We start from the raw sequence: 24585 nt of genomic DNA, 5'->3' as shown, positions 1-24585 counted from the left end.
AACTGGCGGCATACAGAGGGCCCGCAGGCAGGGGGCAAGGGCCGGGGACGTCGGAGGACCAGATCATGAAGCGCGAAGACCTGGCGGTCATGCTCGGCGCGCAGGGATCGGCGTGCGGGACCGCACGCGAGGCCCTGCTCGCAGGGGGTGCTTTCGTCGTCTGGGAGGGCACGACCCCCGCCGGCCGGCTCGCGCACATCTACCGGGCCCGGCTCCGTCGCACCGAGCGGCGCGGCCAGCCGACACAGGGCCTCGCCGCCACCGTCGGGATCCTCGAAGAGGCGGGGCAGGAGCCGCTTCGCATCGGCCGGATCGACACGGCGGACGGGACCTGGTCGTACATGCTGTTCCTCGACGCCGCGGCGACTGCCGTACTGGCATGCACCGGCGTCGCATCGGGCGCCCGCCCCACGTCGGGCGCGCATCCCGCGTAACGCCCTCCAGCTGGCACTGTCGCGTCCGGCCAGGCCCGCCAACGCCGCCTCCATACGGATGCTCTCGTACGTACCCAGCACGGGGCCCCTCACGCGGGTGCCCGGCATCAGGAACAGCCACCCCAGCGTTGCCGCACGGGGGCCAGTGCGATCGCCACGCACAGGCCGACGACCAGCGAGTACGCCGCCAGGTTGCGTACGGAAGCGGACCAGAGGCCGGGCCGCCGCGTCGGCAGCCGGCAGCCGGCAGCCGGCAGAAGGAGAAGATCACCGCCAGCAGCGTGACCCCGATATAGGTGGCGAACCACTGCCACGAACCCTGCGCGAGCACGGCCGTCAGTACGGCGGCGAGTCCGATACCCAGTGGCACCCCCCAGTCGGCACCCGCCAGGATCGCAGCATGTGTGCCTTCCTGGAGACCAACCGGCTGGTGCTGCGGCCGTTCACCGCCGACGACACCGACCACCTTTTCGCGCTCGACAATGACCCGGACGTCATGCGTTTCATCAACGGCGGCCGCCCCGTAAGCCATGAGGCGATCGAGGAGCGGACCTTGCCGCGGTTCCTGCACGATTACCCGTGTTTCGGAACGCGCGGATACTGGGCGGCGCAGGAGAAGGGCACCGGGGTTTTCCTGGGCTGGTTCGAATTCCGGCCTCTGGAGGATGACAATCCCGCCGTGGCCGAACTCGGCTACCGGCTCAACAGAGCGGCCTGGGGCCGCGGCTATGCCACCGAGGGCGCACGGGCGCTCATCGACAAGGGGTTCACCGAACTCGCCGTTGAGCGGGTGACCGCCAACACCATGGTGGTCAATCGAGCGTCCCGGCGGGTGATGGAGAAGTCCGGCCTGTCATTCCTCCGGAACTTCACCGGCGATTGGCCGGAGGCGATTCCCGGCTCGGAGCACGGCGAGGTCGAGTACGAACTCACGCGGGCCGAGTGGGAGCGGCGGCGGTAGGTGCTGATACCCCGTACTGCTGACGTTGCGCAGGGGGCTCAGCTCAACCGGGCGCGCAAAAGGCAGAATTCATTGCCTTCGGGGTCGATGAGTACGTGCCAGGGCTCATCGCCACTCTGGCCGATATCGGCCGGACGCGCCCCTAGCTTCAGAAGCCGTTCCAGTTCGGCGTCCTGATCGCGGTCGGTGGCGTTGACATCGAAGTGCAGCCGCAATTGGCCCGACTTGGGCTCGGTGGTGGGGACGAAGACCAGAGTCGGCTGCAGTCCGCCGAATCCTTCCGGTGGTCCGATCTCCACCGCGCCGTGGTCGTCGGGGTCGAGTACGACGAAGTCCAGCACCTCGCACCAGAACGCCGCCAGCCCTTGCGGATCCCGGCAGGGAATGATCAGTTCGGAGATACGGCAAGCCATGACCGGCACCCTACGGGCATCAACTGCGCCCGGCCAGACCTATGAGCAACAGACACCCCTTGTACAACTCAGTGAATGCGATCATCCGCCTCGTCAGCGCGATCGCCTTCGTGGTCGGCTCCGTGCGGACGACGAGCGTCTGGTGACCCGTCGAGCGCGTCGAGCACCGCGTCACCGTTCGCCCTCGCCCACTCGGTCAGCATGTGGATCGGTTCGATCAGCGTCGACCCGAGCGGGGTGAGTTCGTACTCGACGCGGGGCGGCACCTCCGCGTACGCGTGGCGGCGGACGAGTCCGTGCGCCTCCAGCCGTCGGAGCGTCTGGGTGAGCATCTTGCGGGAGATGCCGCCGATCAGGCCGATCAGCTCGCCGTGGCGCACCGGGCCCCTGCTGAGGCCGTAGAGCACAACCACCGTCCACTTGTCGGCGATCATCTCGACCGCCAGACGCGCCGGACAGTCGGCGAGAAAGGGATCACCGGGACCGAATCCGCTCATGGCGCCCAAGGTATCCGCTGGTCCCCACAGGTACCTGCGGGTTCCTGTCGCAAACCTAGCCTGGGATTTCTCCCCCTCTCAAAGCCAGGAGAGTCATGCGAGTCATCACCCAACAGACGCTCGGCGGCCCCGAGGTGCTCACCGTCGTGGACGCGCCCGAGCCCCGGCCCCTGCCGACCGAAGTCCTCGTCCGCGTGAAGGCGATCGGGCTGAACCCGCTGGAAGCGCGGCTGCGCGCCGGCGAGTTCCCGCTGATCGGCCGGCCGCCGTTCGTCCTCGGCTGGGACATCAGCGGCGTGGTCGAGGAGGCGGCGACGTGGCGGTTCAGGCCCGGCGACGAGGTGTTCGGTATGCCGCTGTTCCCGCGGGCGGCGAACGCGTACGCCGAGGTCGTCGCGGCACCGGCGCTGCACCTGATCCGCAAGCCGGCGTCGCTCTCGCACGTCGAGGCGTCGGCGCTGCCGGTCGTCGGGCTGACGGCGTGGCAGGGCCTCGTCGACCTCGCCGGTGTCAGCGAGGGCGACCGCGTCCTGGTCCACGGCGGTGGCGGCGGGGTCGGCCACGTCGCGATCCAGATAGCGAAAGCGCTCGGCGCGCACGTGATCACGACCGCCGGCGGCAGCAAGCGGGAGTTCGTCGAGGGGTGCGGCGCCGATGAGGTGATCGACTACACGGCCGTCGACTTCACCGAGGCGGTCCGGGACGTCGACGTCGTGCTCGACACGATCGGCGGCGACATCGCCGAGCGCTCACTCGAAGTGCTCCGCCCGGGCGGTCACCTGGTGACGGCGGTCGCCGAGGAGGACTCGAAGCTCATCGCCACGTACGAGACGGCCGGCATGCGCTTCAGCGGCATCGCGGTCGACCCCGACCCGGTCGCCCTGCGCGGTCTCGTCGCACTCGTCGAACAGGGCAGGCTCCGGGTCCACGTACAGGAAGCGTTCCCCTTCGAACGCGTCGCCGACGCACACCGCCTGCTCGACGGCGGTCACCTTCAGGGCAAACTCGTCCTCACCGTCTGAACCCGTCATGGGGCTCCGCGTGAGTGCGACTGCCTCAGTTGCACCGCCTCAGTTGCACGGAGCGCTGCACAAAGACACGACAGGCGGGTACTCGGCACCCGGCCACCACCCCCACTCAACCACTTTTGCTAGCACCCGCTTGCAATAGTTAGCACGATGCCGCACCATCGGGGTATGGCATCACTCAACGTCGGCAACCTCGGCGAGTTCCTGCGGGAGCAGCGGCGCAATGCGCAGCTGAGTCTGCGGCAGCTCGCGGATGCCGCCGGGGTGTCCAACCCGTATCTCAGTCAGATCGAGCGCGGGCTGCGCAAGCCGAGTGCGGACATCCTGCAGCAGCTGGCCAAGGCGCTGCGGATCTCCGCCGAGACGCTGTATGTGCAGGCCGGGATCCTCGACGAGCGGAAGGTGGACGGGGTCGAGGTGCATACCGCGATCCTCACCGATCCGGCGCTGACCGAGAAGCAGAAGCAGGTGCTGCTGCAGATCTACGAGTCCTTCCGCAAGGAGAACGGACACGGGAGCGGAAGCGACGGCACGCCCGCCGGCGAGACCGCTCCGGATGCCCGAGAGGCCGACGGCGACCCGCACGCCACCTGAGCGACCGACCACCGATTCCAGGAGGAACCACGCCATGGCCATCACCGACGACGTCCGCAAGGCGCTGACCGACCCGACTCCGCTGTACGCCATCGCGGGCACCGTGGACTTCGCCGCCGAGAAGGCCAAGGAGATCCCGGGCCTGGTCGAGAAGATCCGCGAGGAGGCACCGAAGCGTTTCGAGGCCGTCCGCAACACCGACCCGAAGACCGTCCAGGACCGTGTCAGCAAGGAGGCGAAGGAGGCGCAGGACTGGATCACCCGGCAGCTGAGCCTGCTCGACTCCGACTTCAAGAAGCTGAGCCAGCAGACGCAGGACCTGGTGCTCCAGGGCGTGGGCCGGGCGGCCGAGGCCGCCGTCAAGGCGCGTGAGGGGTACGAGGAGATGGCCGAGCGCGGCCGCAACGCGGTGCAGACCTGGCGTTCCGAGACCGCCGAGGCCACCGAGGACCTGGCGGTCGCGATCGAGCCGGAGCCCAAGCAGGAGCCCGTGACGGAGCCCCGCTCCGAGGGCGAGGGCGCGACCGGGCCCGACACGGCGGGTGACAGCGACGCGAAGGCGGCTTCCGCCAAGAAGACCGCCCCCGCGAAGAAGACGACGGCCAAGAAGACCACGGCGTCGACCGAGAACGGCAAGTAACGCATCCAGGGGCCGCGGGCCGGGCACGCACCGCGTGTCCGGCCCGTTCTCCGGGTACGGTGGGGCGGCGACGGACCGAGTCGAACGGGTGGTGGCAGTGCTGATCTACGGGTTCCAGAACGTGCTGAGCTGGGTGCAGCTGGCCCTGGCCGTGTACGCCGCCGTGATGCTCGTCGACGCGGCCGTGCGGCGCGAGGACGCCTACCGGGCCGCCGACAAGCAGACCAAGGGCATGTGGCTGATCTTCCTGGTGATCGCCACGGCACTGCTGTTCCTGCTGCCGCTGATGTCGTTCCTGCCGATCATCGGGCTGATCGCGGTGATCGTCTACACGGTGGACGTACGGCCCGCGATCAAGGCGGTCTCCGGCGGCCGCGGCCCGCGCCGCGGCGGCGGGTCGAGCTCGGACGGGCCGTACGGACCGTTCAACGGGCGGTAGAAAGGTTCCGGCCCTGGCCGCAAGGTTCCGGCCCCGGCCGCGGCAAGCCCCGTACGTCAGCTCCGGCCCCGGCCGCGGCATGTCACGTACGCCAGCTCCGTCCCCCGGCCCCGGCAGAGCCCATACGTCAGCCCCGCACCCTCCCCCGATCCAACAGCAGTACGGCCACATCATCCGTCAGCTCCCCGCCGTTGAGGTCCCGTACCTCCGTGACGGCCGCGTCGAGCAGTTGCTCGCCCCGTAGACCGGCGGCCAGTTGACGGCCCACCAGTTCGGCCATGCCTTCCTGGCCGAGGCGTTCCCTGCCTTCGCCGATACGGCCTTCGATCAGGCCGTCCGTGTACATCATCAGGCTCCACGAGCCGCCCAGCACGAACTGGCGGCGCGGCCAGCGGGCACCCGGGAGCAGGCCGAGGGCCGGGCCGCCCTCCTCGTACGGGAGCAGTCGCGGCGTGCCGCCGGAGCGGGCGAGCAGGGGCGCGGGGTGGCCGGCCAGGCAGACGCCGGCGTGGCGTCCGTCCGGTGCGATGTCGACCAGGCAGAGCGTCGCGAAGATCTCGTCGTCGGCGCGCTCGTTCTCCAGGACTTTCTGGAGGGTGGACAGCAGCGCGTCACCGCACAGGCCGGCGAAGGTCAACGCGCGCCAGGCGATGCGCAGTTCCACGCCGAGGGCGGCCTCGTCGGGGCCGTGGCCGCTGACGTCGCCGATCATCGCGTGGACCGTGCCGTCGGGGGTGCGCACCGTGTCGTAGAAGTCGCCGCCGAGCAGCGCGCGGCTGCGGCCGGGGCGGTAGCGGGCCGCGAAGCGCAGGTCGGAGCCGTCCAGGAGCGGGGTGGGCAGCAGGCCGCGCTCCAGGCGCCGGTTCTCCTGGGCGAGCATCCGGGATTCGGTGAGCTGGCGCTGCGCGAGGTCGGCGCGCTTGCGCTCGACGGCGTAGCGCACGGCCCGGCTGAGGACCGAGGCGTCCAGCTCGTCGCGGAAGAGGTAGTCCTGCGCGCCGACGCGGACGGCCTCGGCGCCCCGCTCGGCGTCGGCCTCGGCGGTCAGTACGAGGACGGCGTGGGCGGGGGCCATCCGCAGTACCGCGCGCAGGGCGCCCAGCTCGTCGCGGCCGCCGTCCGCCTCCGGCGCCAGGCCGTCCGCCGCTCCGGCCGGTGCCAGGTCGAGCAGGATGCAGTGCACGTCGTCGGTGAGCAGCCGCTCCGCCTCGGTGAGGTTGCGGGCCGTACGGACGCGGGCCCGGCGGCCGTCCCGGTCCCGCATCTCGGGGACCGAGCTGGTGGGGTCCTCGCCGATGAGCAGCAGGGTCAGTCCCGGCCCGCCGGTGTCCGCGGGCCCCGCCTCCGTGCCCGCCGCATCCGCCGTGCCCGCCGCGTCGTCGCGCGGGTAGCCCGCCGGCGCTGCCTCGTGCGGCAGCACGGCCGTCCGCTGACGCGGTATCGGTACGGACATGCTCAGCTTCCTTCCCTCCCCCGAGGGTGCGCGGGCCCGCCGAACGGCGTGCCACTGTGCCCGGTTCCGCCGCCGCCCGGCGGTCGGTCCGGGCGGTGCGCCACCGGGCACCGAGACGCGACCATAGCGGTAGCGCCGAGGGAGAGGGAATGGCCGACGGCACCCCGCTCTTGGCATATGCCGTCCGCCACAGACGTTTTGACCTGGGAAGGGAGGACTGCGGAATGACGAACATCACCTCGCGAACGGCACGTTCGCCCTCCACGCACCGTGACGAAACGCACGCGGGGGTCACGCTCTGTGGAGCGTCGCGAACGGTCCAGCCGTACGGTCGGACCGTTCGCTTCACGGAGCGGTACGCGCGGCACCGCCCCCTCACTTGTCCGGCCGCACCACCCCGAGAATCGGCATCGACCCGGCACCGGCGAGCGTGACCTGCCGCCCCGGCCGCGGCGCGTGCACCATCGCGCCGTCGCCGACGTACATGCCGACGTGGCTCGCGTCGCCGTAGTAGATGATCAGGTCACCGGGGCGCATGTCCTTGATGTCGATGCGCGGCAGCTGCCGCCACTGCTCCTGCGAGGTACGGGGTACGGCCTTGCCCGCCGCCTCCCAGGCGCGCATGGTCAGCCCCGAGCAGTCGAAGGTGTCCGGGCCCTCGGCGCCCCATACGTAGTCCTTGCCGATCTGCGCCGTCGCGTACGCCACGGCCTTCTTGCCAGCCGCCGAGGCATGGGCGTCGATGTCCTTCAGTACACCGGAATCCAGCCATTTCTGCTGCTCCAGGAGGGCCCGCGCGTCCTCCAGCTTGCGCAGCCGCTCCTTCTCCTCGGCGGCCAGCCGGGATTCCAGCTCCTGCGCGGCCTCGACCTTCTTGCGGATGTCGAGCTGCGCGGCCTCCTGCTTCCGGCGGTTCTCCTCCAGCCGCTCCCAGCGGTCGGTCGCGTCCTGCGAGTAGCCCTCCAAGGCGTTCTTGGTGCGGCCGAGTTGAGCGATCAGGTCGTTGGCGGCGTGCTGGCTCTTGCGTACCAGCGTGGCGTCGTCGAGGAAGCGCTCGGGGTCCTTGTTGAGCATCAGACGGGCCTCGGGGGGAATGCCGCCGCCGCGGTACTGCGCGCTGGCCAGCGCGCCCGCCTGGCGCTTGAGTTCGTCCATCCGCCGCTGCGTCGTCTCGATGTTCTGCGCCAGCTTGACGATCTCCTTCTGCTGGAGATCCACCTGCTCCTTGGCCGCGTTGTACGCCTCGGTGGCCTTCTCCGCCGCGCGGTAGAGGTTCTCCAGCTGTGTGCGGACCTCCTCCAGGCGCGTTTCGGACACGGTCGGCCCGGGGTCCGCGTACGCGGCCGGTGCCGTACCGGCGAGCATCCCCGTCACGCCCAGCACCACGGCCGTCGCCGTCACCGCGGCGCGCAGCCCCCGTACGCCCGGCCGGCTCCCCTTGCCGCGGCGGCCCGGTACACCGATCGGCCCCGCCGCGCCCGGCACCCCCGCCGCACCGTTGACGCTCCGTACATCCCGTATGCCGTACGCACCGCGAATGCCCCGCCCTGCCCCCTGCCGCCCCACCAGCCACCTCCGGCTCGATCCGCACCGATTCGTGCACCCCTACAGGCGCGGATGCTGCCATACCGGCGGGTAATCCGACAGGGCGACGCCGAGGATTCCGGGCCGTACGAATGCCACCCCCAGCTGTCGGCCGAGGTTCACCCTGCGTTCACCGTCCTCCATCGGCAGCTTCACCTGATCTGCCTAATTTCGGCCGTACCGAGCGGCGCGCCGCTCCTTCGGGGCGAGCGCGGCACGGCATAGCTGGGCAACCGGCTCCGGCGGCCCTTGTCCCACCGCTCCGGCCGCCGCACAGTGACCGGCACAGGCCCGCCCCGCCGGGGCGGCCATCCCGGTCACCGCCCCGGTGACCGCACACGTCTCCACCGCACGCCGAAGAAGCGGCGCGCCCCAGGAAGGAACTCACGACAGTGAAGCAGCTGCAGCGCAAGAACCGGGTTCGCGCCCTCGCCGTCGGCGCTCTCGCCGTCACCGGTGCCCTGGCCCTGTCGGCGTGCGGCTCCGACGACACCAGTGGTGGCGGCGGCGCGGCGTCGGCGGCGAAGACCGGCAACATCAAGTGCGAGGGCAAGGGCAAGCTGCTCGCCTCCGGCTCGTCCGCGCAGAAGAACGCCATGGACGCCTGGGTGCAGGCGTACTCGGGCGCCTGCAAGGACACCAGCATCAACTACCAGCCCACCGGTTCCGGGGCCGGCATCACCACCTTCCTCCAGGGCCAGACCGCCTTCGCGGGCTCCGACTCGGCGCTCAAGCCCGAGGAGGTCGAGAAGTCCAAGAAGATCTGCAAGGGCGGCCAGGCGATCAACCTGCCGATGGTCGGCGGCCCGATCGCGGTCGGCTACAACGTGCCCGGTGTGGACAGCCTCGTGCTGGACGCACCGACCCTCGCCAAGATCTTCGACTCGGAGATCACCAAGTGGAACGACGAGGCGATCAAGAAGCTCAACCCCGACGCCAAGCTGCCGGACCTGAAGATCCAGGCGTTCCACCGCTCGGACGACTCGGGCACCACCGACAACTTCACCAAGTACCTCAAGGGCGCCGCGCCCGACGCCTGGAAGCACGAGCCGGCCAAGACCTGGGAGGGCAAGGGCGGCCAGGCCGCGTCCGGTTCGGCCGGCGTGTCCTCGCAGGTCAAGCAGACCAGCGGTGCGATCTCCTACTTCGAGCTCTCGTACGCCACGGCCAGCAAGATCAACACGGTCAAGCTGAACACCGGCGCCAAGGCCCCGGTCGAGGCCACCGTCGACAACGCCTCCAAGGCCATCGCCGAGGCCAAGCAGGTCGGCCAGGGCAGCGACCTGGCCCTGAAGCTGAACTACACCACCAAGGCCGAGGACGCCTACCCGATCACCCTCGTCACGTACGAGATCGCCTGCGACAAGGGCAACAAGGCGGAGACGCTGCCCGCCACCAAGTCCTTCCTGACCTACATCGCCGGCAAGGACGGCCAGAACTCCCTGAAGGAGCTGGGCTACGCGCCGCTGCCGACCGAGATCGCGGAGAAGGTCCGCTCGGCCGTCTCCTCGCTCTCCTGACCCACCGGGCGGCGGCCCGCGCACCCCGCGCGGGCCGCCGCCCTTCCGGTGCACCGCCGCGCCAGGAGCCCCCGCCGGGCTCCGCAGACCGGAGAAACCATGAATTCAGCACCCTCGATATCCAACGCCCCGCCACCGCCCGCGCCGGCCGCCTCCTCGGTGTCCGGCAAGGCGGTACGCCCCGGAGACCGGATCTTCCTCGGCCTCTCCCGCGGCTCCGGCATCGCCCTCCTGGTGATCATGGCCGCCATCGCGGCCTTCCTCACCGTCCGCTCGGTGATCGCCATCTCCGGTGACCACGCGAACTTCCTCACCTACTTCGAGTGGAACACCTCGGGCCCCGAGCCCAAGTTCGGCATCGCGGTCCTCGCCTTCGGCACCGTCGTCAGCTCGGTGATCGCGATGCTCATCGCGGTCCCGGTCGCGGTCGGCATCGCGCTGTTCATCTCGCACTACGCGCCCCGCAGGCTGGCCTCCCCGCTCGGGTACGTCATCGACCTGCTCGCCGCCGTGCCCAGCATCATCTACGGCCTGTGGGGCGCCCTCTTCCTCGTGCCGCACCTGACCGGCCTCTTCAGCTGGCTGGACGACTACTTCGGCTGGACCGGGATCTTCTCCTACGCCGACGAGGCCCCCCGCGCGCTGTTCACCGTCGGCATCCTGCTCGCGATCATGATCCTGCCGATCGTGACCAGCGTCAGCCGCGAGGTCTTCCTCCAGGTGCCGAAGATGCACGAGGAGGCCGCGCTCGCGCTCGGCGCCACCCGCTGGGAGGTCATCCGCATGTCGGTGCTGCCGTTCGGCCGCTCCGGCGTCATCAGCGCCTCGATGCTGGGCCTGGGCCGCGCGCTCGGCGAGACGATGGCCGTGGCCACCGTGCTGTCCCCCAGCTTCCTGATCAACGCCAGCCTGCTGAACCCGGGCGGCGGCACCTTCGCGCAGAACATCGCCAGCAAGTTCAGCGAGGCCGACGAGTTCGGGCAGGACGCCCTGATCGCCTCCGGCCTCGTCCTCTTCGTCATCACGCTGCTCGTCAACGGCGCGGCCCGCATGATCATCGCGCGCCGCAAGGAGTACTCGGGGGCCAACGCATGAGCAACACGGTCACCCCGCCCCGGCGCGTCGCCGACAGCGCCCCGCTCCCGGTGCCGCTCAAGCAGCCCCGGCTGCCCCGCTGGGCCCCGGCCGCCCTCGCCCTGGCCGCGGTCGCGGTGGGCTGCGGCATCGGCCTGGCCGGCGGCCTGGAGAGCCGCATCCAGTGGGGCCTGATCGCCGCCCTGCTGTTCATCCTCGGTACGTACGCGCTCGCCACCGCCGTCGAAGGCACCCGGCAGGCCAAGGACCGCCTCGCCACCAGCCTGGTCTGGATCTGCTTCATCCTGGCCGTGGTCCCGCTGGCCTCCCTCATCTGGGAGACCGTCGCGCGCGGCCTCAAGGTCCTCGACGGCTACTTCCTCAGCCACTCGATGGGCACCCTGCCCGACGCGCTGCCCGGCGGCGGCATCTACCACGCGATCATCGGCACCCTCCAGCAGGTCGGCCTGGCCGCCCTGATCGCCGCGCCGATCGGCCTGCTCACCGCCATCTACCTGGTCGAGTACGGCCGCGGGAAGCTCGCCAAGGCCGTCACCTTCTTCGTCGACGTGATGACCGGCATCCCCTCGATCGTCGCCGGCCTGTTCATCCTCTCGGTGTGGATCCTGATCCTCGGCTTCGGCCCGTCCGGCTTCGCCGGCGCGATGGCCCTGGCGATCCTGATGATGCCGGTGGTCGTGCGCTCCACCGAGGAAATGCTCAAGCTGGTGCCGAACGAGCTGCGCGAGGCGTCGCTGGCCCTCGGCGTACCGAAGTGGCGCACCATCCTCAAGGTGGTCCTGCCGACCTCGATCGGCGGCATCACCACCGGTCTGATGCTGGCCGTCGCCCGTATCACCGGCGAGACCGCGCCCGTCCTACTGCTCGTCTGGGGCGCGAAGACGATCAACAACAACCCCTTCGAAGGCGCCCAGCAGTCGCTGCCGCTGTATGTGTTCCAGCAGTGGCAGCAGGGCTCCGATGCCTCCTACGACCGCGCCTGGGCCGCGGCCCTGGTCCTCATCGCCTTCGTCATGATCCTCAACCTGGTGGCCCGCGGCATCGCCCGCTGGAAGGCCCCCAAGACCGGCCGCTGACCTCCTCCCCCAGCGACACGAAAGAAGCAGTGATCCCCATGGCCAAGCGAATCGACGTCAGCGGCCTCTCCGCGTACTACGGCAGCCACAAGGCCATCGACGACATCTCCATGACCGTCGAGCCCCGCTCGGTGACCGCCTTCATCGGCCCCTCGGGCTGCGGCAAGTCGACATTCCTGCGCACCCTGAACCGGATGCACGAGGTCACCCCCGGCGGCCGGGTCGAGGGCAAGGTGCTGCTGGACGACGAGAACCTCTACGGCAGCGGCGTGGACCCGGTGGCGGTGCGCCGTACCGTCGGCATGGTCTTCCAGCGCCCGAACCCGTTCCCCACCATGTCGATCTTCGACAATGTGGCGGCGGGCCTGCGGCTGAACGGCTCGTACAAGAAGTCCGAGCTGAACGACGTCGTGGAGAAGTCCCTCAAGGGCGCCAACCTCTGGAACGAGGTCAAGGACCGGCTGAACAAGCCCGGCTCGGGCCTGTCCGGCGGCCAGCAGCAGCGGCTGTGCATCGCCCGCGCCATCGCGGTCGAGCCGCAGGTGCTGCTGATGGACGAGCCGTGCTCGGCGCTCGACCCGATCTCCACCCTCGCCATCGAGGACCTGATCGGCGAGCTGAAGGAACGGTTCACGATCGTCATCGTGACGCACAACATGCAGCAGGCCGCGCGCGTCTCGGACCGTACGGCCTTCTTCAACCTGGCCGCGGTCGGCCAGCCGGGCAAGCTGGTCGAGATCGACGAGACCGAGCGGATCTTCTCCAACCCGTCGGTCCAGGCCACGGAGGACTACATCTCCGGCCGCTTCGGCTGAGGGGCGGTCTCCGGGGCCCGCCCGGGCCTGGGACACCGGCTCCGGCCGGCCCCGTGCGTCCTTTCGGTGCTGCATGGCGGTGCCACCGCAAGGACGAGGGCCCGCCCTCCGGCTTCGGAGGGCGGGCCCACAAGAACGTACGGACGGCCCGCGCGGGCCGCGGTCACGTCACGCGAACACGAGGTGGACGCACCAGTAGCTCAGAGCGGCCACCGCCGCGCCGGCGGGCATGGTGATGAACCAACCCATGACGATGTTCTTGGCGACGCCCCAGCGCACCGCCCGGGTGCCCTTCGTCGAGCCCACACCCATGATCGCCGAGGTGATGACATGGGTGGTGGAGATCGGCGCGTGGAACATGAACGAGGCGGTGTACATGACGGACGCCGCGGTCGTCTCGGCCGCGAAGCCCTGCGGCGGGTCCAGTTCGATGATCCGCCGGCCGAGCGTACGCATGATGCGCCAGCCGCCCGCGTACGTGCCCAGCGACAGGGTCAGCGCACAGGCGATCTTCACCCAGACCGGGATGGCGTCGCCCGCGCTCTGGACATCCGCGATGACCAGCGCCATCACCACGATGCCCATGGTCTTCTGGGCGTCCTGGAGGCCGTGCCCGAGCGCCATGCCCGCCGCCGAGACCGTCTGCGCTATACGGAAGCCGCGCTTGGCCTTGTGCGGGTTGGACTTCCGGAACAGCCACATGATCAGGACCATCACGAGATAGCCGAGGACCAGGCCGATCACGGGCGAGAGGAACATCGGAACGACGATCTTCTCGATGACGCCCGACCAGTAGACGGTCGTACCGCCCGCCAGCGCGGCGCCCACCATGCCGCCGAAGAGCGCGTGCGAGGACGACGACGGGAGCCCGAAGTACCAGGTGACCAAGTTCCAGACCACCGCGCCGACCAGGGCGGCGAAGAGGATGCCCATCCCCTTGGAGCCCTCGGGCGTGGAGATCAGCCCCTCGCTGACCGTCTTGGCGACCCCGCTGCCCAGGAAGGCACCGGCGAGGTTCATCACCGCGGCCATCGCCAGCGCCGCCCGCGGGGTCAGCGCCCGCGTGGAGACCGAGGTCGCGATGGCGTTCGCGGAGTCGTGAAAGCCGTTGGTGTACGTGAAACCGAGCGCGACCCCGATGGTCACGATGAGCGCGAAGGTGTCCACCGGAGGTCAGGACTCCTTGACGGCGATCGTCTCGACCGTATTGGCGACATGCTCGAAGGCGTCGGCCGCCTCTTCCAGGATGTCCACGATCTGCTTGAGCTTGAGCACCTCGATGGCGTCGTACTTGCCGTTGAACAGGTGCGCGAGCAGCTTGCGGTGGATCTGGTCGGCCTGGTTCTCCAGACGGTTGACCTCGATCCAGTACTCGGTGAGGTTGGACATCGTCCGCAGGTTCGGCATCGCCTCGGCGGTCAGCTCCGCCGCCCGCGCCAGGACCTCGATCTGCTGCTCGACGCCCTTGGGCAGCTCCTCGATGCTGTAGAGGACGACCAGGTCGACGGCCTCCTCCATGAAGTCCATGATGTCGTCCAGCTTCGAGGCGAGGTTGTAGATGTCCTCGCGGTCGAACGGCGTGATGAACGAGGAGTTCAGCTGGTGGAAGATCGCGTGGGTCGCGTCGTCCCCCGCGTGCTCCGCCGCCCGCATCCTCTCGGCGATCTCTGTCCGCGCGGAGGCGTCCGCCCCGAGCAGTTCCATCAGGAGCTTGGAGCCCGTGACGATGTTGTCCGCGGACGCGGCGAACATGTCGTAGAAGCTCGTCTCCCTGGGGGTCAGACGAAAGCGCACGTGAAATCCTCGGGGTGCATCGGATTCGGTCGAGTTGATGCTAGGCGCATCATCCAGCCACAGCTAACCGGCATTCCTTCAGTGTCGCCCATCGGGCAGCATGCTCTGCACGGGGGACCGCCCGCGCCCGCGAATTTCTGTACCATATACCCGCTAGGGGTATATGGACCGCCTACGTACCACGGGAGATGGCCATGACGACCACGGACGCCGACACCGACGGCAGCACCGCAGCCGCCGCGGCCTGCCACGCCGACGGGCCGAAAACCGCCGTCCGGCCGGACCCCGACGCCGTCACCGATCACGATCTGGGCATCCACGGTTACGCGAAGCAGAAGGACGCGCACCTCAAGAGGCTGCGCCGGATCGAGGGCCAGATCCGCGGCCTCCAGCGCATGCTGGAAGAAGATGTGTATTGCATCGACATACTCACCCAGGTCTCGGCGAGCACGAAGGGCCTCCAGTCCTTCGGCCTCCAGCTCCTGGAGGAGCACCTGCGGCACTGCGTCGCCGACGCCGCCGTCAAGGGACCCGAGGCCATCGACGAGAAGGTCAAGGAAGCCACCAGGGCGATCGAGCGGATGCTGCGCACCTGAGAGCGGGCGCCGGACGCACGGCCGCCGCGCGCCGCCGCGCACGGCGCCGCCGCCCCGTCACGTAAGGCCGCCGGGCCCCGGCCCCGGCTGCGGGCGGTCCGCGTCCACGTCCAGCACCTCGTCGATACGGTCCGAGCTGAGCCGATCCTCGCTCGCGGCGGCCGCCGCGATCATCAACTCACCAGTCAGGTCGATCTCGACGAGGGCCACGTGGTCCTGAACCGTCGGGTTGCGGTGTCCGGCCACGTACAACACCTCCTCCTTCGAGCGCCTCCCCACTCTTCTGGTGGTTACGCCCAGAGTAGGTACGGGCGCACGCTCCGCGCATGGCACGGATGGACCATTTCCGCCGGTTCGCACAGGCCGTGCTCACCCGCCGGCCCGCGGACCTCAGCCGCCGTCGGCGGTGACCCGGCCCGAGTAGATGTCGCGCCGGTCGGGCAGCCGGACCGGGACCGGCGCGCCGAAGCCGTGGAGGGTGGTGGTGGAGGTCACCGACGTGCCCCCCGTGCTGCCGTTGGCGAAGCGGAAGCGCTGGCGGACCTTGCGCAGCCGCCCGGCGTCGTCCAGATACGCGTCGAAGGCCACCTCGTCGGTGGTGAAGCCTTTCTCCGCCGCGGTCAGCGCGGGCCGGTACGCCGGGGACGCCGCGCGCGCCGCCGAGCCGATGTGCGTCGTACCGCTGAAGTGCCGCACCCAGGCGCCGTCCAGCCGCTCCCGGCCCTCGTACGTCACCTCGCGCACCCCGCGCAGCAGTTCGGCGGCGGCCATCGGGTCGGTCGCGCCGCCAGTGACGAGATTGCCGTCGGCGAGCGAGGCGGTGTCCACCCGCACCCACTTGTCGGCGGGCACGCCCGCGCCGCGGTTCTTCATGTAGAGGGCGCCCGGCGTGAGGATCTCCGTGATCGTGCGGTCCGCGCCGCGGCCGTCGCCGGTGTCCGGGAGGCGGACGTTCAGCTGCCCGGTGCGCCCGCGGTAGTCGTGGCCGCCGGTGCCGCGGATGGCGATACGGGTGCCGCCGCTGGTGGTCTCCAGGTCCGTGCGTACGCGGGAGGAGCCCGCCCGGACCAGGGCGTCGGCGCAGGCGCGCAGGGCCGCGGCGTAGTCCGTGCGGCCGGAGGGGGACCCGGCGGCGGACGCGCCCGCCGGGTCCGGATCCCCGGTGGACGACCGGGCGCCCGGCGGGCGGGCACGGTCGGTGAAGGGCAGCCCGGCCGCGGACCCGCCCACCGGGCCGTCTGCGAAGCGGCCGGCCGAGGTCTGGTCGTCGGCCGCCGCCCCGTTCGAGGAGCAGCCCGTCGTGAACAGTCCGACCGCCAGCCCCACCCCGCACGCGGCGGCCGCGACAGCGCCGCCTCGCCTGTCCTGCACCACCATCGCGTACGAGCCCCCTCGGCCGCTCTGCTCGTGAAGTTCCGGACCGAGATGTTCCGGTTGCCCCGGAGCAGCCCGACCCGTTCCGTTCAACGACCGTTCAGGCCGCTTCGTCACGCCCGTACACCCCCGGCGCGTACCCTGGCGCCGTGCACGACCGAGCCTCGGCAGAGCCGATACCGCACTCCTCAGAGCCGACCGACCACCGGACCACCACCGTCGAACGGGGATCCTTCTGCCTCGCCCGCTGCAGCTGCGGCTGGCACGGCCCGGCCCGCCGGGCCCGCTCCCAGGCCCGTACGGACGCGGAGCGGCACCTGCGGGCGGAGTGATCCCGAACCCCGCCGCCCCCGCGTGACGAGCCCTGACGACAGCCCCCGGGCGGTCGCGCCGTACCCGCGGCCGACCGCCCGTCAGCACGCCCCTGGAACCTCCCCCGCCTCCCGCCCCATCTGAGTGGAGGGAAGTCATCCACGGCGCGCGGGCCCCCACGGGGGTCCCAAAAGGGGCAGTTCACGATGAAGCGGCGCACGATACTGGCAGCCGGCGGCGGACTCGCGGCGACGGCGGTCACCGCGGCCTGCGGCGGCAGTTCCGGCCACGCGAGCCCGCCGGGCACCGGCCCGTCGTCCGGCGGCGTCACCCTGACGGCGGGGTCACGGGCCGCCAAGCGCCCGGCCGACAAGGCGTCCTGGGAGGCGCTGCGCAAGAGCCTGGACGGCAAGCTGATCCAGGCCGGGGACGCCGCGTACGACACCGCCCGGCGCCTGTACAACACCCGCTTCGACAATCTGAAGCCCGCGGCCGTGGCGTATGTGCGCCATCCGTCCGACATAGCCGAGTGCCTGTCGTTCGCCCGCCGCTACGCCGCCCCCGTCGCGATACGCAACGGGGGCCATTCGTACGCCGGTTGGTCCAGCGGCAACGGCGCGCTGATCGTCGACGTATCGGCCCTGAACTCCGTCTCCGCGCCGTCCGGCGGCATCACCCGCATCGGCGCCGGCGCCAAGCTCATCGAGGTCTACGAGGGCCTGGGCAAGCACAACGCCACGATCCCCGGCGGCTCCTGCCCGTCCGTCGGCATATCCGGCCTCACCCTCGGCGGCGGCCACGGCGTCGCGTCCCGCGCGTACGGCCTGACCTGCGACAGCCTGGTCGGCGCCACCCTCGTTACGGCCGACGGCAAGACCGTGGAGTGCGACGCCAAGCGCAACAGCGACCTCTTCTGGGCGCTGCGCGGCGCGGGCAACGGCAACTTCGGCGTCGTCACCGAACTCCGCTTCCGGACCCATGCGGCGCCCCGCTCGGTCATGGCCTACATGACCTGGCCCTGGTCCAAGGCCACCGCCGTCCTGCGCGCCTGGCAGGAGTGGGGACCCGCCCAGCCCGGCGAAATATGGTCGTCACTACACCTGGACGCCCACCCCGGCGGCACCCCGTCCGTCGCCGTCGCGGCGTTCTCCCTGGGCTCGTACGGCGACCTCCAGAACGCCGTGGACAAACTGGCCGACCGGGCGGGCGGCCCCGGCCCCGCGAAGTCGGTGCGCCTGACGCCGACCTCGTACCTGGACGCGATGGAGTCGTACGCGGGCTGCTCCTCGAAGACCACCGAGCAGTGCCATCTGCCCGGCGACGTCCCCGGGCGCAGCGCCTCGGGCAAGCTGCTCCGCGAGACGTACGCCGCCCGCTCGGACTTCTTCGACCGCTCGCTGGACGCGGCCGGTATGCGGGCCCTGCTGGGCCAGATCGAGGCGGCGAGCCGCAAGGGCGTGGCGGGCAACGCGTCGCTGACCGCGCTGGGCGGCGCGATCAACCGGGTCCGCCCCACGGACACCGCCTTCGTGCACCGCCGCTCGCGCTTCCTCGCGCAGTACCTGGCGTCCTGGAAGGCGGGCGGTTCCGGCTCCGCGCAGAGCGCGTGGCTGGCGAGCGTGCACGGCGCGATGCGGCGGTACGCGTCGGGCGCGGCGTACCAGAACTACACGGACGCGGCCCTGACCGACTGGAAGAGGGCCTACTACGGTCCGGCCGCCGGCCGGCTCACCAAGCTGAAGCAGCAGTACGACCCGAACGGGCTGTTCAGGACGTTTCCGCAGGCGTTGTGACCCCTCCCTGTGATGTCAGGAGTTTGACACCGCCAGAGGGCATCCATACAGTCCTCGATGTCAAACTCCTGACACTGGGCCCTTGGGAGCACCCGCCATGAGCAGCACCACGATCTCCCCCGACGCCGACCTGATCACCCTGGTCAACGTCTTCACCGTCACCCCCGGACGGCAGACCGAACTCGCCGACGCCCTCGACCGGGCGACCCGCGACGTGTTCCTGGCCGTGCCCGGCTTCGTGTCCGCGAACCTGCACGTCAGCCTGGACGGCCGGCGCGTCGTCAACTACGCGCAGTGGGCGGGCGAGGAGCAGTACGAGGAAGCGCTGCGGCGCACCGACGTCCGCGCGCACATCGGCCAGGTGGCGGCGATCGCGGAAGCCTACGACCCGACCCTCGTACGGGTCCGCTCGGTCCACCACGGCCGGCAGGCATGACCGCCCGACGGCCGCTGTCCGGCCGTACCGCCCTGGTCACCGGCGGCAGCAGGGGCATCGGCGCGGCCGCCGCCCGGTCCCTGGCCGCCATGGGCGCCGGCGTGATCATCACCTACCGCAGCGCCCGCGACGCCGCCGAGGAGCTGGCGCTGCGCCTCCGGGCCGAGCACGAGGTCCCCGCGCACGCGGTCCCGTTCGACCTGGCCGCGCCCGAAGCGGCGCCCGAGAGCGCCTCCGGGCTGATCGAATCCGTCGCCCGGCTCGCCACCGGGGTCGACATCCTCGTCGCCAACGCCGCCGCCCCCTACCCGCACGCCCCCCTTCTGGAGCTGCCGGCGCAGCAGCTGGCCGCCAAGGTGGGCCAGGACGTCGCCGCCACGCACCGGCTGGTCACGGCCGTGGCCCCGGGCATGCTGGAACGGGGATACGGCCGGATGATCCTGATCGGCTCCCTCCACGCCGAGGGCCCCTCCGCCCCGGGAATGACCGCGAACGGCGTCACCAAGGCCGCGCTCGCCGCGTACGCCCGTTACGCCGCCGATGAGCTGACCGGGCCGGGCGTCACCGTCAACGTCGTCCATCCCGGCTATGTCGCCACCGGAACCAGCAGCCACCTGCCGTCCGCGATCCCGCCCGTACTGGCGGCGCTGACTCCCGGCGGCCGGACCGCGGTCCCCGACGACATCGCCGGTGCGATCGCCATGCTGACCCGCGACGAGGCGGCGTTCCTCAACGGCGCCTGCCTCCCCGTCAGCGGCGGTCTGAATCAGCCGGTTTCGTTCCGTCGTCTGCAGTCCGTGAACTGACCGCGGGCCTCGCACTCAGCGCGCGGCGGGCAGCGGGCAGCGGGCAGCGGGCCGTCATGCGTCGGGGGGAGGACCGGGCCCTGTGGCCCCGTCCTCCCCCCGATGTGCGGCGTGCCGCGCTCGGCTACGCCGCCAGGTCCTCGTCCCGCTCCGTGTGGGACACCGGTGGTACGGCCGTCACCGGCTCGGACACCGGGCGTGCCGCCGGGCCGCCGGCCCGGACCAGCCACCACCCGGGCGAGCGGCTCACGGCGGTCGTCACCGGCGCCAGCAGCGCCAGCGCCACCGGCGCGAGCAGCAGCGCGACGGCCGTGCCGAGCGCGAAGCCGCCGATCACGTCGGTCGGGTAGTGCACGCCCATGTAGACCCGGCAGAACCCTTCCAGCAGCGCCAGCGCGATACCGATCAGGCCGTACTTGCGGTGGGCGATGAACAGCCCCACACCGACCGCCATGGTCAGCGTCGCGTGGTCGCTGACGAACGAGAAGTCGCTCTTGCCCGGGATGAGCACTTCCAGGCCCGCATGGTCCTTGAACGGCCGGGGCCGCTCCACCACCGCCCGGATCGGGATGTTGGCCAGCAGCGCCATACCGGCCGCCAGCGGCGCCCAGACCAGGCCCGCCACGGCGGACGGCGCGTCCGGCCGCTTGCGGGCGCCCCACCAGGCGATCAGGCACAGCACCGCGAGGCCGGCGATGATGCCGTACTCGCCGAGGTACTCCATGGCGCGGTTGAGCCAGTGCGGTGCGTCCTTCGCGAGGCCGTTGATGCCGTCGAGCACGTCCACATCGGGGTTCGACCCGTCCATTGCGAGTCCAGCCATCTGCCGCGGCCCCTTACCTTTCGCGCGCGCGAGCGCCGTGTGAGTGCTGCCAACCCCCGTGGTCGTCGGGCGTGGCCGGATTCCTACGGCCCCGCCATGTCTCCACGCCTAGGAAACGCGATGCGCATCCGAGCCGTTCCACCTTCTACCGGATGATCACCAGGACGTTACCGAAGAGAGACTGATGTCCGCAGTTCAGGGCCCCATGTTCACGCAGCGTTCGCGCTGGGCAGCGCTTTCGCGCCGTCCTCGGTGACCCGGGTCGCCCCGATGTAGTCCGGCTTGTCGATCTTGTCGAACCGGATCACCGCGCCGGTGTACGGCGCGTTGATCATGTACCCGCCGCCCACGTAGATCCCCACGTGGTGGATGGAGCGCGGATCGTTCAGATGGTGCGCGAAGAACACCAGGTCCCCCGGCAGCAGCTCGTCCCGCTTCGGATGCGGCCCGGCGTTCCACTGGTCGTTGGCGACGCGCGGCAGCTCGATCCCCACCGAGTGGTACGCCGCCTTCGTCAGCCCCGAACAGTCGAAACGCCCGTTCTGCTCCGGTGTGCCGTTGCCGCCCCACAGATACGGCTTGCCCAGCTGCTCCTGGGCGAAGTAGATCGCGGAGGCCGCCTGCCGGGACGGCGCGACCCGCCCCACCGGCGCCTCGAAGCTCTTCGCGAGGGTCGTGATGATCCGTACGTAGTTCTGCGTCTCGCTGATCGCCGGCACCCCGCCCGCCCGGATGACGCGGTACGCGCCCGCGTTGTACGCCGCGAGCATGTTGTGCGCCGGGTCGCCGGGCACGTCCTTCACGTACTTCGCCAGCTCGCAGTCGTACGACGCCGCCGACGGGATCGCGTCCGCCGGGTCCCACACGTCCCGCCGGCCGTCCCCGTTCCCGTCTATGCCGTGCGTCTGCCATGTGCCGGGGATGAACTGGGCGATGCCCTGCGCCGCCGCCGGGCTCTGGGCGCGGGGGTTCCAGCCGCTCTCCTGGTAGAGCTGCGCGGCGAGCAGCGCCGGGTTGATGGCGGGGCAGAGGTTGCCCCACTTCTGCACCAGCGGCTGGTACGCGGCCGGTACGGCCCCCTTGGCCAGCCCAACGGCCCGGCCCGCGCCGCCCGCCAGTCCCGCGGCGGCCGCGTACACGCCCACCACGAGCAGCGCGAGGAAACAGAGCACCAGCCCGACCCCGAGCCCACCCGCCACCCAGAATTTGCGCACCCCACAACCCTCCCCCAAACGGGCGGGTTTCACCGCCGTTTTCGGCATGTACCTCGCCACACGGTGGCCGTACCGGCCCGCTCGCCCCCGTTCTTCAGCCCCCCAGCTCGAACCAGACCGACTTCCCGCGCCCCGGCCCGTGACGGCACACGCCCCACTCGTCGGCACAGGTACCGACCAGGTACAGCCCCCGGCCGCCCACCGTGTCACCCGCAGGCCACCGCTGGACCGGCAGCCCCGGCGCCCCGTCGTGCACCAGCACCCGCAACGTGGCCGGCGCGGGCCACTCCCCGTACAGCGTCACCGGCTCGGAACAGCCACTGCTGCGGCAGGCGTTGACCGCGTTCGTCACCACCTCGGACGTCAGCAGCACCGCGGTGTCCGCCAGATCCCCCCGCCCGGCGCCCCGCACCGCCGTACCGACCGCGTCCCTGGCCGTACGCACCCACCCCGGATCCGGCGGAAAGACGAGCGAGAAGTCACACAGTGTGTGCGGATGGTGAGCGGCCTCGGTGGTGGGACACATGGTGTGGCCTCCTCGGGTCACGGGCCGGGGGGTGCGGGGCGCACGAGGGCCTGCCCGATGAAGCTAGGGACGAAGTTGAGGTAGTTGCAACCGAGTCCCCGGAATCCCCCTCGGACGAGTGGCAGACCGGCCCAAACGTGTTTCTCTGCCGCGGAATCGCGCCACACTGCGGCCGGACACCGAGGAGGAACCCATGGCTCCCAGAACCCAGCCCACCGAGCGCCAACGGCGCCTCGGCGCCGAGCTGCGCAAACTGCGCCTGGCCGCGGGCCTCTCCGGCGACCAGGCCGCCGCCGTGATCGACGCCGACCGCCAGCGCGTGAGCCACATCGAGAGCGGCCGCGTCGACGTCCCCCGCAACGGCCTCTACAACCTCCTGCGCTCCTACGGCTGCGCGGAAGGGCCGCTGTTCGAGGGGCTGATGGCGATGGCGCAGCATCGGGGGAAGGGCTGGTGGGACGAGTACCGCGACGTGATGGGGCGTCCGGCCCTCGACCTCGCCGAGCTGGAGGCCGGCGCCACACGCGTCCGTATGCACGAGTCGTCGGCCGTACCCGGCATGCTCCAGACCGCCGACTACGCACGAGCCATGTGCGCCATGGCGGCGGACGAGGTCACGGACGAACCCATCGACCGTGGTGTCGAATTCCGCCTGGCCCGCCAGCGCATCATCGAACGATCCCCGGGCACGCCGTACCACGCCGTGATCCACGAAGGGGCCCTGCACACCTTGGTCGGCAGCGCCGACATCATGCGCGGGCAGCTGCGCCGGCTCATCGAGGTGGCGCGCCTGCCGCACGTCACCGTGCAGGTCTTCCCGTTCTCCGCCGGTGGCTTCTCGGCCTACAGCCGTCCCTTCGCCCTCTTCGGCGGTCCGACGCGAGAACTCGACACGGTCCGGCTGGAGCAGCCGCTCGGCTCCGTCCTGCTCCACGACCACCAGTACGTCGACAGGTACTCCGCCATCTTCACGAAGCTGTCCGAACTGGCGCTGCCGCCGGTTGACCCCGAGACGAGGCCCGAGTCTCATGAGGGCCGGGACTCCCTGACCTTGATCCACCACCTCATGTACGCCATGCAGTAAGGAATCACCATGTCGCAGCTCGCCTGGCAGAAGTCGTCGTACAGCACACACGCCCAGGACGACTGCTTAGAGGTGGCGGCCCCGTGCGTCGGCCCGGTCCTCTACCGTGAGAGCGACCATCCCGGCGCGGTCGGGCGGGCCACCGCCCCCAGCTGGGCCGCGTTCCTCCGGGCCGTCAAGGCCGACCGCTGTGCGGCCGGGCCCCGCTGCCCCTGAACCATCACCGCATGTATGCCTTCCCATAAGGAACCGCCATGCCGCAGGCCATCTGGCAGAAGTCCTCGTACAGCGGCAGCGGACAGGACGACTGCATAGAGGTGACGCCCCACCCCGGCGGCCCCATCCTCTACCGTGAGGGCGACCATCCCGCCACAGTCGGGCGGGCCACCGCCCCCAGCTGGGCCGCCTTCCTCCGGGCCGTCAAGGCCGACCGCTGTGCGGCTGGCTTCCGCTGACCGACCCTCAACCCGCTTCCGTCCCTACGAAGGAATGGCCATGCCGCCCACCCCGCCCATCCCCGCCGACCTCAACTGGCAGAAGGCCACGGACGACGAGAGTGCGCCCGAGTACATCGAGGTCGCCTTCGGGGACGATGACCACGTCTACCTGCGGACGAACATCGAGCCGGACAACGTCGTGGTGACGACGCGTACCAAGTGGGACGCGTTCGTCCTGGGGGTGAAGGCCGGCGAGTTCGACCACTTCGTAGGGCTTTAGCGGCAATTGCCTGGGGTGGCCGGGCGTGATACACACGGTCACGCTGATGGGCCCCGGAGCGCCGCGCGTCCCCGTATGCACGGAATCCCCACGGGATCCGTCAAAGAAAGCCGTCAAGTCGACATGCGATGGCGGTTTTGTCAGCGAAGATAGAGGCCGGCCCGCACCGTGTGGCGCGGGTTGCGCAACTACGCATTAGGGGCGGTGAGTTCATACATGTACTTGGCGGCCGAAAAGGGCGACATCACCACCATCATTGGCGGAATCGCCCCGAACTGGGGCCCGTTCGGGACGCTGGGCAACGAAGCGCGCGTGATGATCGAAGTGGTCATGGCAGTAGCGATTCTCCTCTGCCTGGGCATCGCGATCTGGGGTGCGGCCAAACAGCGCATCGGCGCCACCGCGCTGCGCGACACGTTCAGCGCCGAGCAGGGCAAGGGCCTCATCGTCGCGGGCCTGACCGGGGTCTTCATCATCGGCTCACTGGGGACGCTGTTCACGATCGTGTACGGGATGGCGGTGTAGCCGCCGTACCGCCGGGGCCGCCGCAGGGCGGTACGG

General features: G+C 70.6%; 31 protein-coding genes. 20 read left to right on the top strand and 11 right to left on the bottom strand.

What is annotated here, in order from left to right:
* Positions 1-65: 65 nt before the first annotated feature.
* Both ADK86_RS15595 and ADK86_RS15590 read left to right on the top strand, forming a co-directional pair.
* On the top strand, positions 66-434 hold the full coding sequence (locus ADK86_RS15595; RefSeq protein ID WP_053697121.1) for a hypothetical protein: 369 nt from the start codon (positions 66-68) through the stop codon (positions 432-434).
* A gap of 400 nt (positions 435-834) precedes the next feature.
* Positions 835-1395 (top strand): GNAT family N-acetyltransferase, encoded by a 561-nt coding sequence (locus ADK86_RS15590; protein ID WP_053697120.1) that lies wholly within the window; start codon positions 835-837, stop codon positions 1393-1395.
* A 38-nt stretch (positions 1396-1433) separates the two neighbouring features.
* Here ADK86_RS15590 and ADK86_RS15585 read toward each other — a convergent pair whose 3' ends face one another.
* Together ADK86_RS15585 and ADK86_RS15580 are read right to left on the bottom strand one after the other, a co-directional pair.
* Entirely contained in the window at positions 1434-1808 is a 375-nt protein-coding gene (locus tag ADK86_RS15585) for a VOC family protein (RefSeq protein ID WP_053697119.1), read from the bottom strand.
* Between the two features lie 68 nt (positions 1809-1876).
* Entirely contained in the window at positions 1877-2305 is a 429-nt protein-coding gene (locus ADK86_RS15580) for a winged helix-turn-helix transcriptional regulator (protein ID WP_234345879.1), read from the bottom strand.
* Between the two features lie 95 nt (positions 2306-2400).
* Here ADK86_RS15580 and ADK86_RS15575 point away from each other — a divergent pair, with 95 nt between their 5' ends.
* From ADK86_RS15575 to ADK86_RS15560, 4 genes are all read left to right on the top strand, one after another.
* On the top strand, positions 2401-3327 hold the full coding sequence (locus ADK86_RS15575) for an NADP-dependent oxidoreductase (RefSeq protein WP_053697118.1): 927 nt from the start codon (positions 2401-2403) through the stop codon (positions 3325-3327).
* A gap of 174 nt (positions 3328-3501) precedes the next feature.
* Entirely contained in the window at positions 3502-3927 is a 426-nt protein-coding gene (locus ADK86_RS15570; RefSeq protein ID WP_053697117.1) for a helix-turn-helix domain-containing protein, read from the top strand.
* A gap of 34 nt (positions 3928-3961) precedes the next feature.
* A complete protein-coding gene (locus ADK86_RS15565; protein WP_053697116.1) occupies positions 3962-4567 on the top strand; it encodes a hypothetical protein in 606 nt (201 codons plus the stop codon).
* Between the two features lie 97 nt (positions 4568-4664).
* Positions 4665-5006, top strand: coding sequence for a DUF2516 family protein (locus ADK86_RS15560; RefSeq protein WP_003983061.1), 342 nt, complete (start codon positions 4665-4667; stop codon positions 5004-5006).
* Positions 5007-5133: 127 nt separating this feature from the next.
* Here the strand turns inward: ADK86_RS15560 and ADK86_RS15555 are convergent, their stop codons facing one another.
* Entirely contained in the window at positions 5134-6459 is a 1326-nt protein-coding gene (locus ADK86_RS15555) for a PP2C family protein-serine/threonine phosphatase (RefSeq protein ID WP_053697115.1), read from the bottom strand.
* A gap of 375 nt (positions 6460-6834) precedes the next feature.
* Positions 6835-7824, bottom strand: a complete 990-nt coding sequence (locus ADK86_RS15550) for a C40 family peptidase (protein ID WP_053697164.1) — start codon at positions 7822-7824, stop codon at positions 6835-6837.
* A gap of 611 nt (positions 7825-8435) precedes the next feature.
* Here ADK86_RS15550 and pstS point away from each other — a divergent pair.
* The 4 genes from pstS to pstB all read left to right on the top strand — a co-directional run bounded on the left by pstS (position 8436) and on the right by pstB (position 12549).
* Entirely contained in the window at positions 8436-9563 is a 1128-nt protein-coding gene (gene pstS / locus ADK86_RS15545; protein ID WP_053697114.1) for a phosphate ABC transporter substrate-binding protein PstS, read from the top strand.
* A gap of 99 nt (positions 9564-9662) precedes the next feature.
* Positions 9663-10658 (top strand): phosphate ABC transporter permease subunit PstC, encoded by a 996-nt coding sequence (gene pstC, locus ADK86_RS15540; RefSeq protein WP_053697113.1) that lies wholly within the window; start codon positions 9663-9665, stop codon positions 10656-10658.
* On the top strand, positions 10655-11734 hold the full coding sequence (pstA, locus tag ADK86_RS15535; protein WP_053697112.1) for a phosphate ABC transporter permease PstA: 1080 nt from the start codon (positions 10655-10657) through the stop codon (positions 11732-11734). The genes pstC and pstA overlap by 4 nt, the downstream gene beginning before the upstream one ends.
* 38 nt (positions 11735-11772) lie before the next feature.
* On the top strand, positions 11773-12549 hold the full coding sequence (gene pstB, locus ADK86_RS15530) for a phosphate ABC transporter ATP-binding protein PstB (protein ID WP_030372816.1): 777 nt from the start codon (positions 11773-11775) through the stop codon (positions 12547-12549).
* A 168-nt stretch (positions 12550-12717) separates the two neighbouring features.
* Here the strand turns inward: pstB and ADK86_RS15525 are convergent, their stop codons facing one another.
* Positions 12718-13716, bottom strand: a complete 999-nt coding sequence (locus ADK86_RS15525; RefSeq protein ID WP_030592178.1) for an inorganic phosphate transporter — start codon at positions 13714-13716, stop codon at positions 12718-12720.
* Positions 13717-13722: 6 nt separating this feature from the next.
* On the bottom strand, positions 13723-14343 hold the full coding sequence (locus ADK86_RS15520) for a DUF47 domain-containing protein (protein WP_003983068.1): 621 nt from the start codon (positions 14341-14343) through the stop codon (positions 13723-13725).
* A 194-nt stretch (positions 14344-14537) separates the two neighbouring features.
* Between ADK86_RS15520 and ADK86_RS15515 the strand changes: the two genes are divergently transcribed.
* Positions 14538-14939 carry a metal-sensitive transcriptional regulator gene (locus tag ADK86_RS15515; RefSeq protein ID WP_053697111.1) on the top strand — a complete coding sequence of 134 codons (402 nt, stop codon included), beginning with the start codon at positions 14538-14540 and terminating at the stop codon, positions 14937-14939.
* 57 nt (positions 14940-14996) lie between these two features.
* Here ADK86_RS15515 and ADK86_RS15510 read toward each other — a convergent pair whose 3' ends face one another.
* Together ADK86_RS15510 and ADK86_RS15505 are read right to left on the bottom strand one after the other, a co-directional pair.
* Positions 14997-15191, bottom strand: coding sequence for a hypothetical protein (locus tag ADK86_RS15510; protein ID WP_053697163.1), 195 nt, complete (start codon positions 15189-15191; stop codon positions 14997-14999).
* Between the two features lie 138 nt (positions 15192-15329).
* Positions 15330-16316, bottom strand: coding sequence for a hypothetical protein (locus ADK86_RS15505; protein ID WP_053697110.1), 987 nt, complete (start codon positions 16314-16316; stop codon positions 15330-15332).
* A 146-nt stretch (positions 16317-16462) separates the two neighbouring features.
* Between ADK86_RS15505 and ADK86_RS40870 the strand changes: the two genes are divergently transcribed.
* From ADK86_RS40870 to ADK86_RS15490, 4 genes are all read left to right on the top strand, one after another.
* Positions 16463-16645 carry a hypothetical protein gene (locus ADK86_RS40870; RefSeq protein WP_078882241.1) on the top strand — a complete coding sequence of 61 codons (183 nt, stop codon included), beginning with the start codon at positions 16463-16465 and terminating at the stop codon, positions 16643-16645.
* A 186-nt stretch (positions 16646-16831) separates the two neighbouring features.
* Positions 16832-18418: an FAD-binding oxidoreductase gene (locus ADK86_RS15500; RefSeq protein WP_053697109.1), complete on the top strand. Its 1587-nt coding sequence runs from the start codon at positions 16832-16834 to the stop codon at positions 18416-18418.
* A 97-nt stretch (positions 18419-18515) separates the two neighbouring features.
* Positions 18516-18854, top strand: coding sequence for an antibiotic biosynthesis monooxygenase family protein (locus ADK86_RS15495; RefSeq protein ID WP_053697108.1), 339 nt, complete (start codon positions 18516-18518; stop codon positions 18852-18854).
* Complete coding sequence (locus tag ADK86_RS15490) at positions 18851-19660, top strand: SDR family NAD(P)-dependent oxidoreductase (protein WP_053697107.1); 810 nt, start codon at positions 18851-18853, stop codon at positions 19658-19660. The genes ADK86_RS15495 and ADK86_RS15490 overlap by 4 nt, the downstream gene beginning before the upstream one ends.
* 124 nt (positions 19661-19784) lie before the next feature.
* Here the strand turns inward: ADK86_RS15490 and ADK86_RS15485 are convergent, their stop codons facing one another.
* The 3 genes from ADK86_RS15485 to ADK86_RS15475 all read right to left on the bottom strand — a co-directional run bounded on the left by ADK86_RS15485 (position 19785) and on the right by ADK86_RS15475 (position 22223).
* Positions 19785-20483, bottom strand: a complete 699-nt coding sequence (locus tag ADK86_RS15485; RefSeq protein ID WP_053697106.1) for a phosphatase PAP2 family protein — start codon at positions 20481-20483, stop codon at positions 19785-19787.
* Between the two features lie 209 nt (positions 20484-20692).
* Entirely contained in the window at positions 20693-21697 is a 1005-nt protein-coding gene (locus ADK86_RS15480) for an NlpC/P60 family protein (RefSeq protein WP_053697105.1), read from the bottom strand.
* A 94-nt stretch (positions 21698-21791) separates the two neighbouring features.
* Positions 21792-22223 (bottom strand): ATP-binding protein, encoded by a 432-nt coding sequence (locus tag ADK86_RS15475; protein ID WP_053697104.1) that lies wholly within the window; start codon positions 22221-22223, stop codon positions 21792-21794.
* Positions 22224-22416: 193 nt separating this feature from the next.
* Here ADK86_RS15475 and ADK86_RS15470 point away from each other — a divergent pair, with 193 nt between their 5' ends.
* The 5 genes from ADK86_RS15470 (at position 22417) to ADK86_RS15450 (ending at position 24549) form a co-directional block, all read left to right on the top strand.
* Positions 22417-23307 (top strand): helix-turn-helix domain-containing protein, encoded by an 891-nt coding sequence (locus ADK86_RS15470; RefSeq protein ID WP_053697103.1) that lies wholly within the window; start codon positions 22417-22419, stop codon positions 23305-23307.
* Positions 23308-23316: 9 nt separating this feature from the next.
* A complete protein-coding gene (locus tag ADK86_RS15465) occupies positions 23317-23523 on the top strand; it encodes a DUF397 domain-containing protein (RefSeq protein WP_053697102.1) in 207 nt (68 codons plus the stop codon).
* Between the two features lie 38 nt (positions 23524-23561).
* Positions 23562-23762 carry a DUF397 domain-containing protein gene (locus ADK86_RS15460; protein WP_053697101.1) on the top strand — a complete coding sequence of 67 codons (201 nt, stop codon included), beginning with the start codon at positions 23562-23564 and terminating at the stop codon, positions 23760-23762.
* Positions 23763-23796: 34 nt separating this feature from the next.
* Positions 23797-24024 (top strand): DUF397 domain-containing protein, encoded by a 228-nt coding sequence (locus ADK86_RS15455; RefSeq protein WP_003985770.1) that lies wholly within the window; start codon positions 23797-23799, stop codon positions 24022-24024.
* A 216-nt stretch (positions 24025-24240) separates the two neighbouring features.
* Positions 24241-24549 (top strand): hypothetical protein, encoded by a 309-nt coding sequence (locus ADK86_RS15450; RefSeq protein WP_003985768.1) that lies wholly within the window; start codon positions 24241-24243, stop codon positions 24547-24549.
* The last annotated feature ends 36 nt before the right edge of the window (positions 24550-24585 follow it).

Source organism: Streptomyces sp. NRRL F-5755, assembly GCF_001279365.1.
GTDB classification, from domain to species: domain Bacteria; phylum Actinomycetota; class Actinomycetes; order Streptomycetales; family Streptomycetaceae; genus Streptomyces; species Streptomyces rimosus.
Note: the sequence above shows the minus strand (reverse complement) of the source record. Positions and strands in the feature narration are given on the sequence as shown.

What these genes read in the sequence shown, in the direction of transcription:
- ADK86_RS15595 (WP_053697121.1), top strand. Translation starts at nt 66, where the DNA reads ATGAAGCGCGAAGACCTGGCGGTCATGCTCGGCGCGCAGGGATCGGCG.
- ADK86_RS15590 (WP_053697120.1), top strand. Translation starts at nt 835, where the DNA reads ATGTGTGCCTTCCTGGAGACCAACCGGCTGGTGCTGCGGCCGTTCACC.
- ADK86_RS15585 (WP_053697119.1), bottom strand. Translation starts at nt 1,808, where the DNA reads ATGGCTTGCCGTATCTCCGAACTGATCATTCCCTGCCGGGATCCGCAA.
- ADK86_RS15580 (WP_234345879.1), bottom strand. Translation starts at nt 2,305, where the DNA reads ATGAGCGGATTCGGTCCCGGTGATCCCTTTCTCGCCGACTGTCCGGCG.
- ADK86_RS15575 (WP_053697118.1), top strand. Translation starts at nt 2,401, where the DNA reads ATGCGAGTCATCACCCAACAGACGCTCGGCGGCCCCGAGGTGCTCACC.
- ADK86_RS15570 (WP_053697117.1), top strand. Translation starts at nt 3,502, where the DNA reads ATGGCATCACTCAACGTCGGCAACCTCGGCGAGTTCCTGCGGGAGCAG.
- ADK86_RS15565 (WP_053697116.1), top strand. Translation starts at nt 3,962, where the DNA reads ATGGCCATCACCGACGACGTCCGCAAGGCGCTGACCGACCCGACTCCG.
- ADK86_RS15555 (WP_053697115.1), bottom strand. Translation starts at nt 6,459, where the DNA reads ATGTCCGTACCGATACCGCGTCAGCGGACGGCCGTGCTGCCGCACGAG.
- ADK86_RS15550 (WP_053697164.1), bottom strand. Translation starts at nt 7,824, where the DNA reads ATGCTCGCCGGTACGGCACCGGCCGCGTACGCGGACCCCGGGCCGACC.
- pstC (WP_053697113.1), top strand. Translation starts at nt 9,663, where the DNA reads ATGAATTCAGCACCCTCGATATCCAACGCCCCGCCACCGCCCGCGCCG.
- pstA (WP_053697112.1), top strand. Translation starts at nt 10,655, where the DNA reads ATGAGCAACACGGTCACCCCGCCCCGGCGCGTCGCCGACAGCGCCCCG.
- pstB (WP_030372816.1), top strand. Translation starts at nt 11,773, where the DNA reads ATGGCCAAGCGAATCGACGTCAGCGGCCTCTCCGCGTACTACGGCAGC.
- ADK86_RS15515 (WP_053697111.1), top strand. Translation starts at nt 14,538, where the DNA reads ATGACGACCACGGACGCCGACACCGACGGCAGCACCGCAGCCGCCGCG.
- ADK86_RS15505 (WP_053697110.1), bottom strand. Translation starts at nt 16,316, where the DNA reads ATGGTGGTGCAGGACAGGCGAGGCGGCGCTGTCGCGGCCGCCGCGTGC.
- ADK86_RS15500 (WP_053697109.1), top strand. Translation starts at nt 16,832, where the DNA reads ATGAAGCGGCGCACGATACTGGCAGCCGGCGGCGGACTCGCGGCGACG.
- ADK86_RS15495 (WP_053697108.1), top strand. Translation starts at nt 18,516, where the DNA reads ATGAGCAGCACCACGATCTCCCCCGACGCCGACCTGATCACCCTGGTC.
- ADK86_RS15490 (WP_053697107.1), top strand. Translation starts at nt 18,851, where the DNA reads ATGACCGCCCGACGGCCGCTGTCCGGCCGTACCGCCCTGGTCACCGGC.
- ADK86_RS15485 (WP_053697106.1), bottom strand. Translation starts at nt 20,483, where the DNA reads ATGGCTGGACTCGCAATGGACGGGTCGAACCCCGATGTGGACGTGCTC.
- ADK86_RS15475 (WP_053697104.1), bottom strand. Translation starts at nt 22,223, where the DNA reads ATGTGTCCCACCACCGAGGCCGCTCACCATCCGCACACACTGTGTGAC.
- ADK86_RS15470 (WP_053697103.1), top strand. Translation starts at nt 22,417, where the DNA reads ATGGCTCCCAGAACCCAGCCCACCGAGCGCCAACGGCGCCTCGGCGCC.
- ADK86_RS15465 (WP_053697102.1), top strand. Translation starts at nt 23,317, where the DNA reads ATGTCGCAGCTCGCCTGGCAGAAGTCGTCGTACAGCACACACGCCCAG.
- ADK86_RS15460 (WP_053697101.1), top strand. Translation starts at nt 23,562, where the DNA reads ATGCCGCAGGCCATCTGGCAGAAGTCCTCGTACAGCGGCAGCGGACAG.
- ADK86_RS15455 (WP_003985770.1), top strand. Translation starts at nt 23,797, where the DNA reads ATGGCCATGCCGCCCACCCCGCCCATCCCCGCCGACCTCAACTGGCAG.
- ADK86_RS15450 (WP_003985768.1), top strand. Translation starts at nt 24,241, where the DNA reads ATGTACTTGGCGGCCGAAAAGGGCGACATCACCACCATCATTGGCGGA.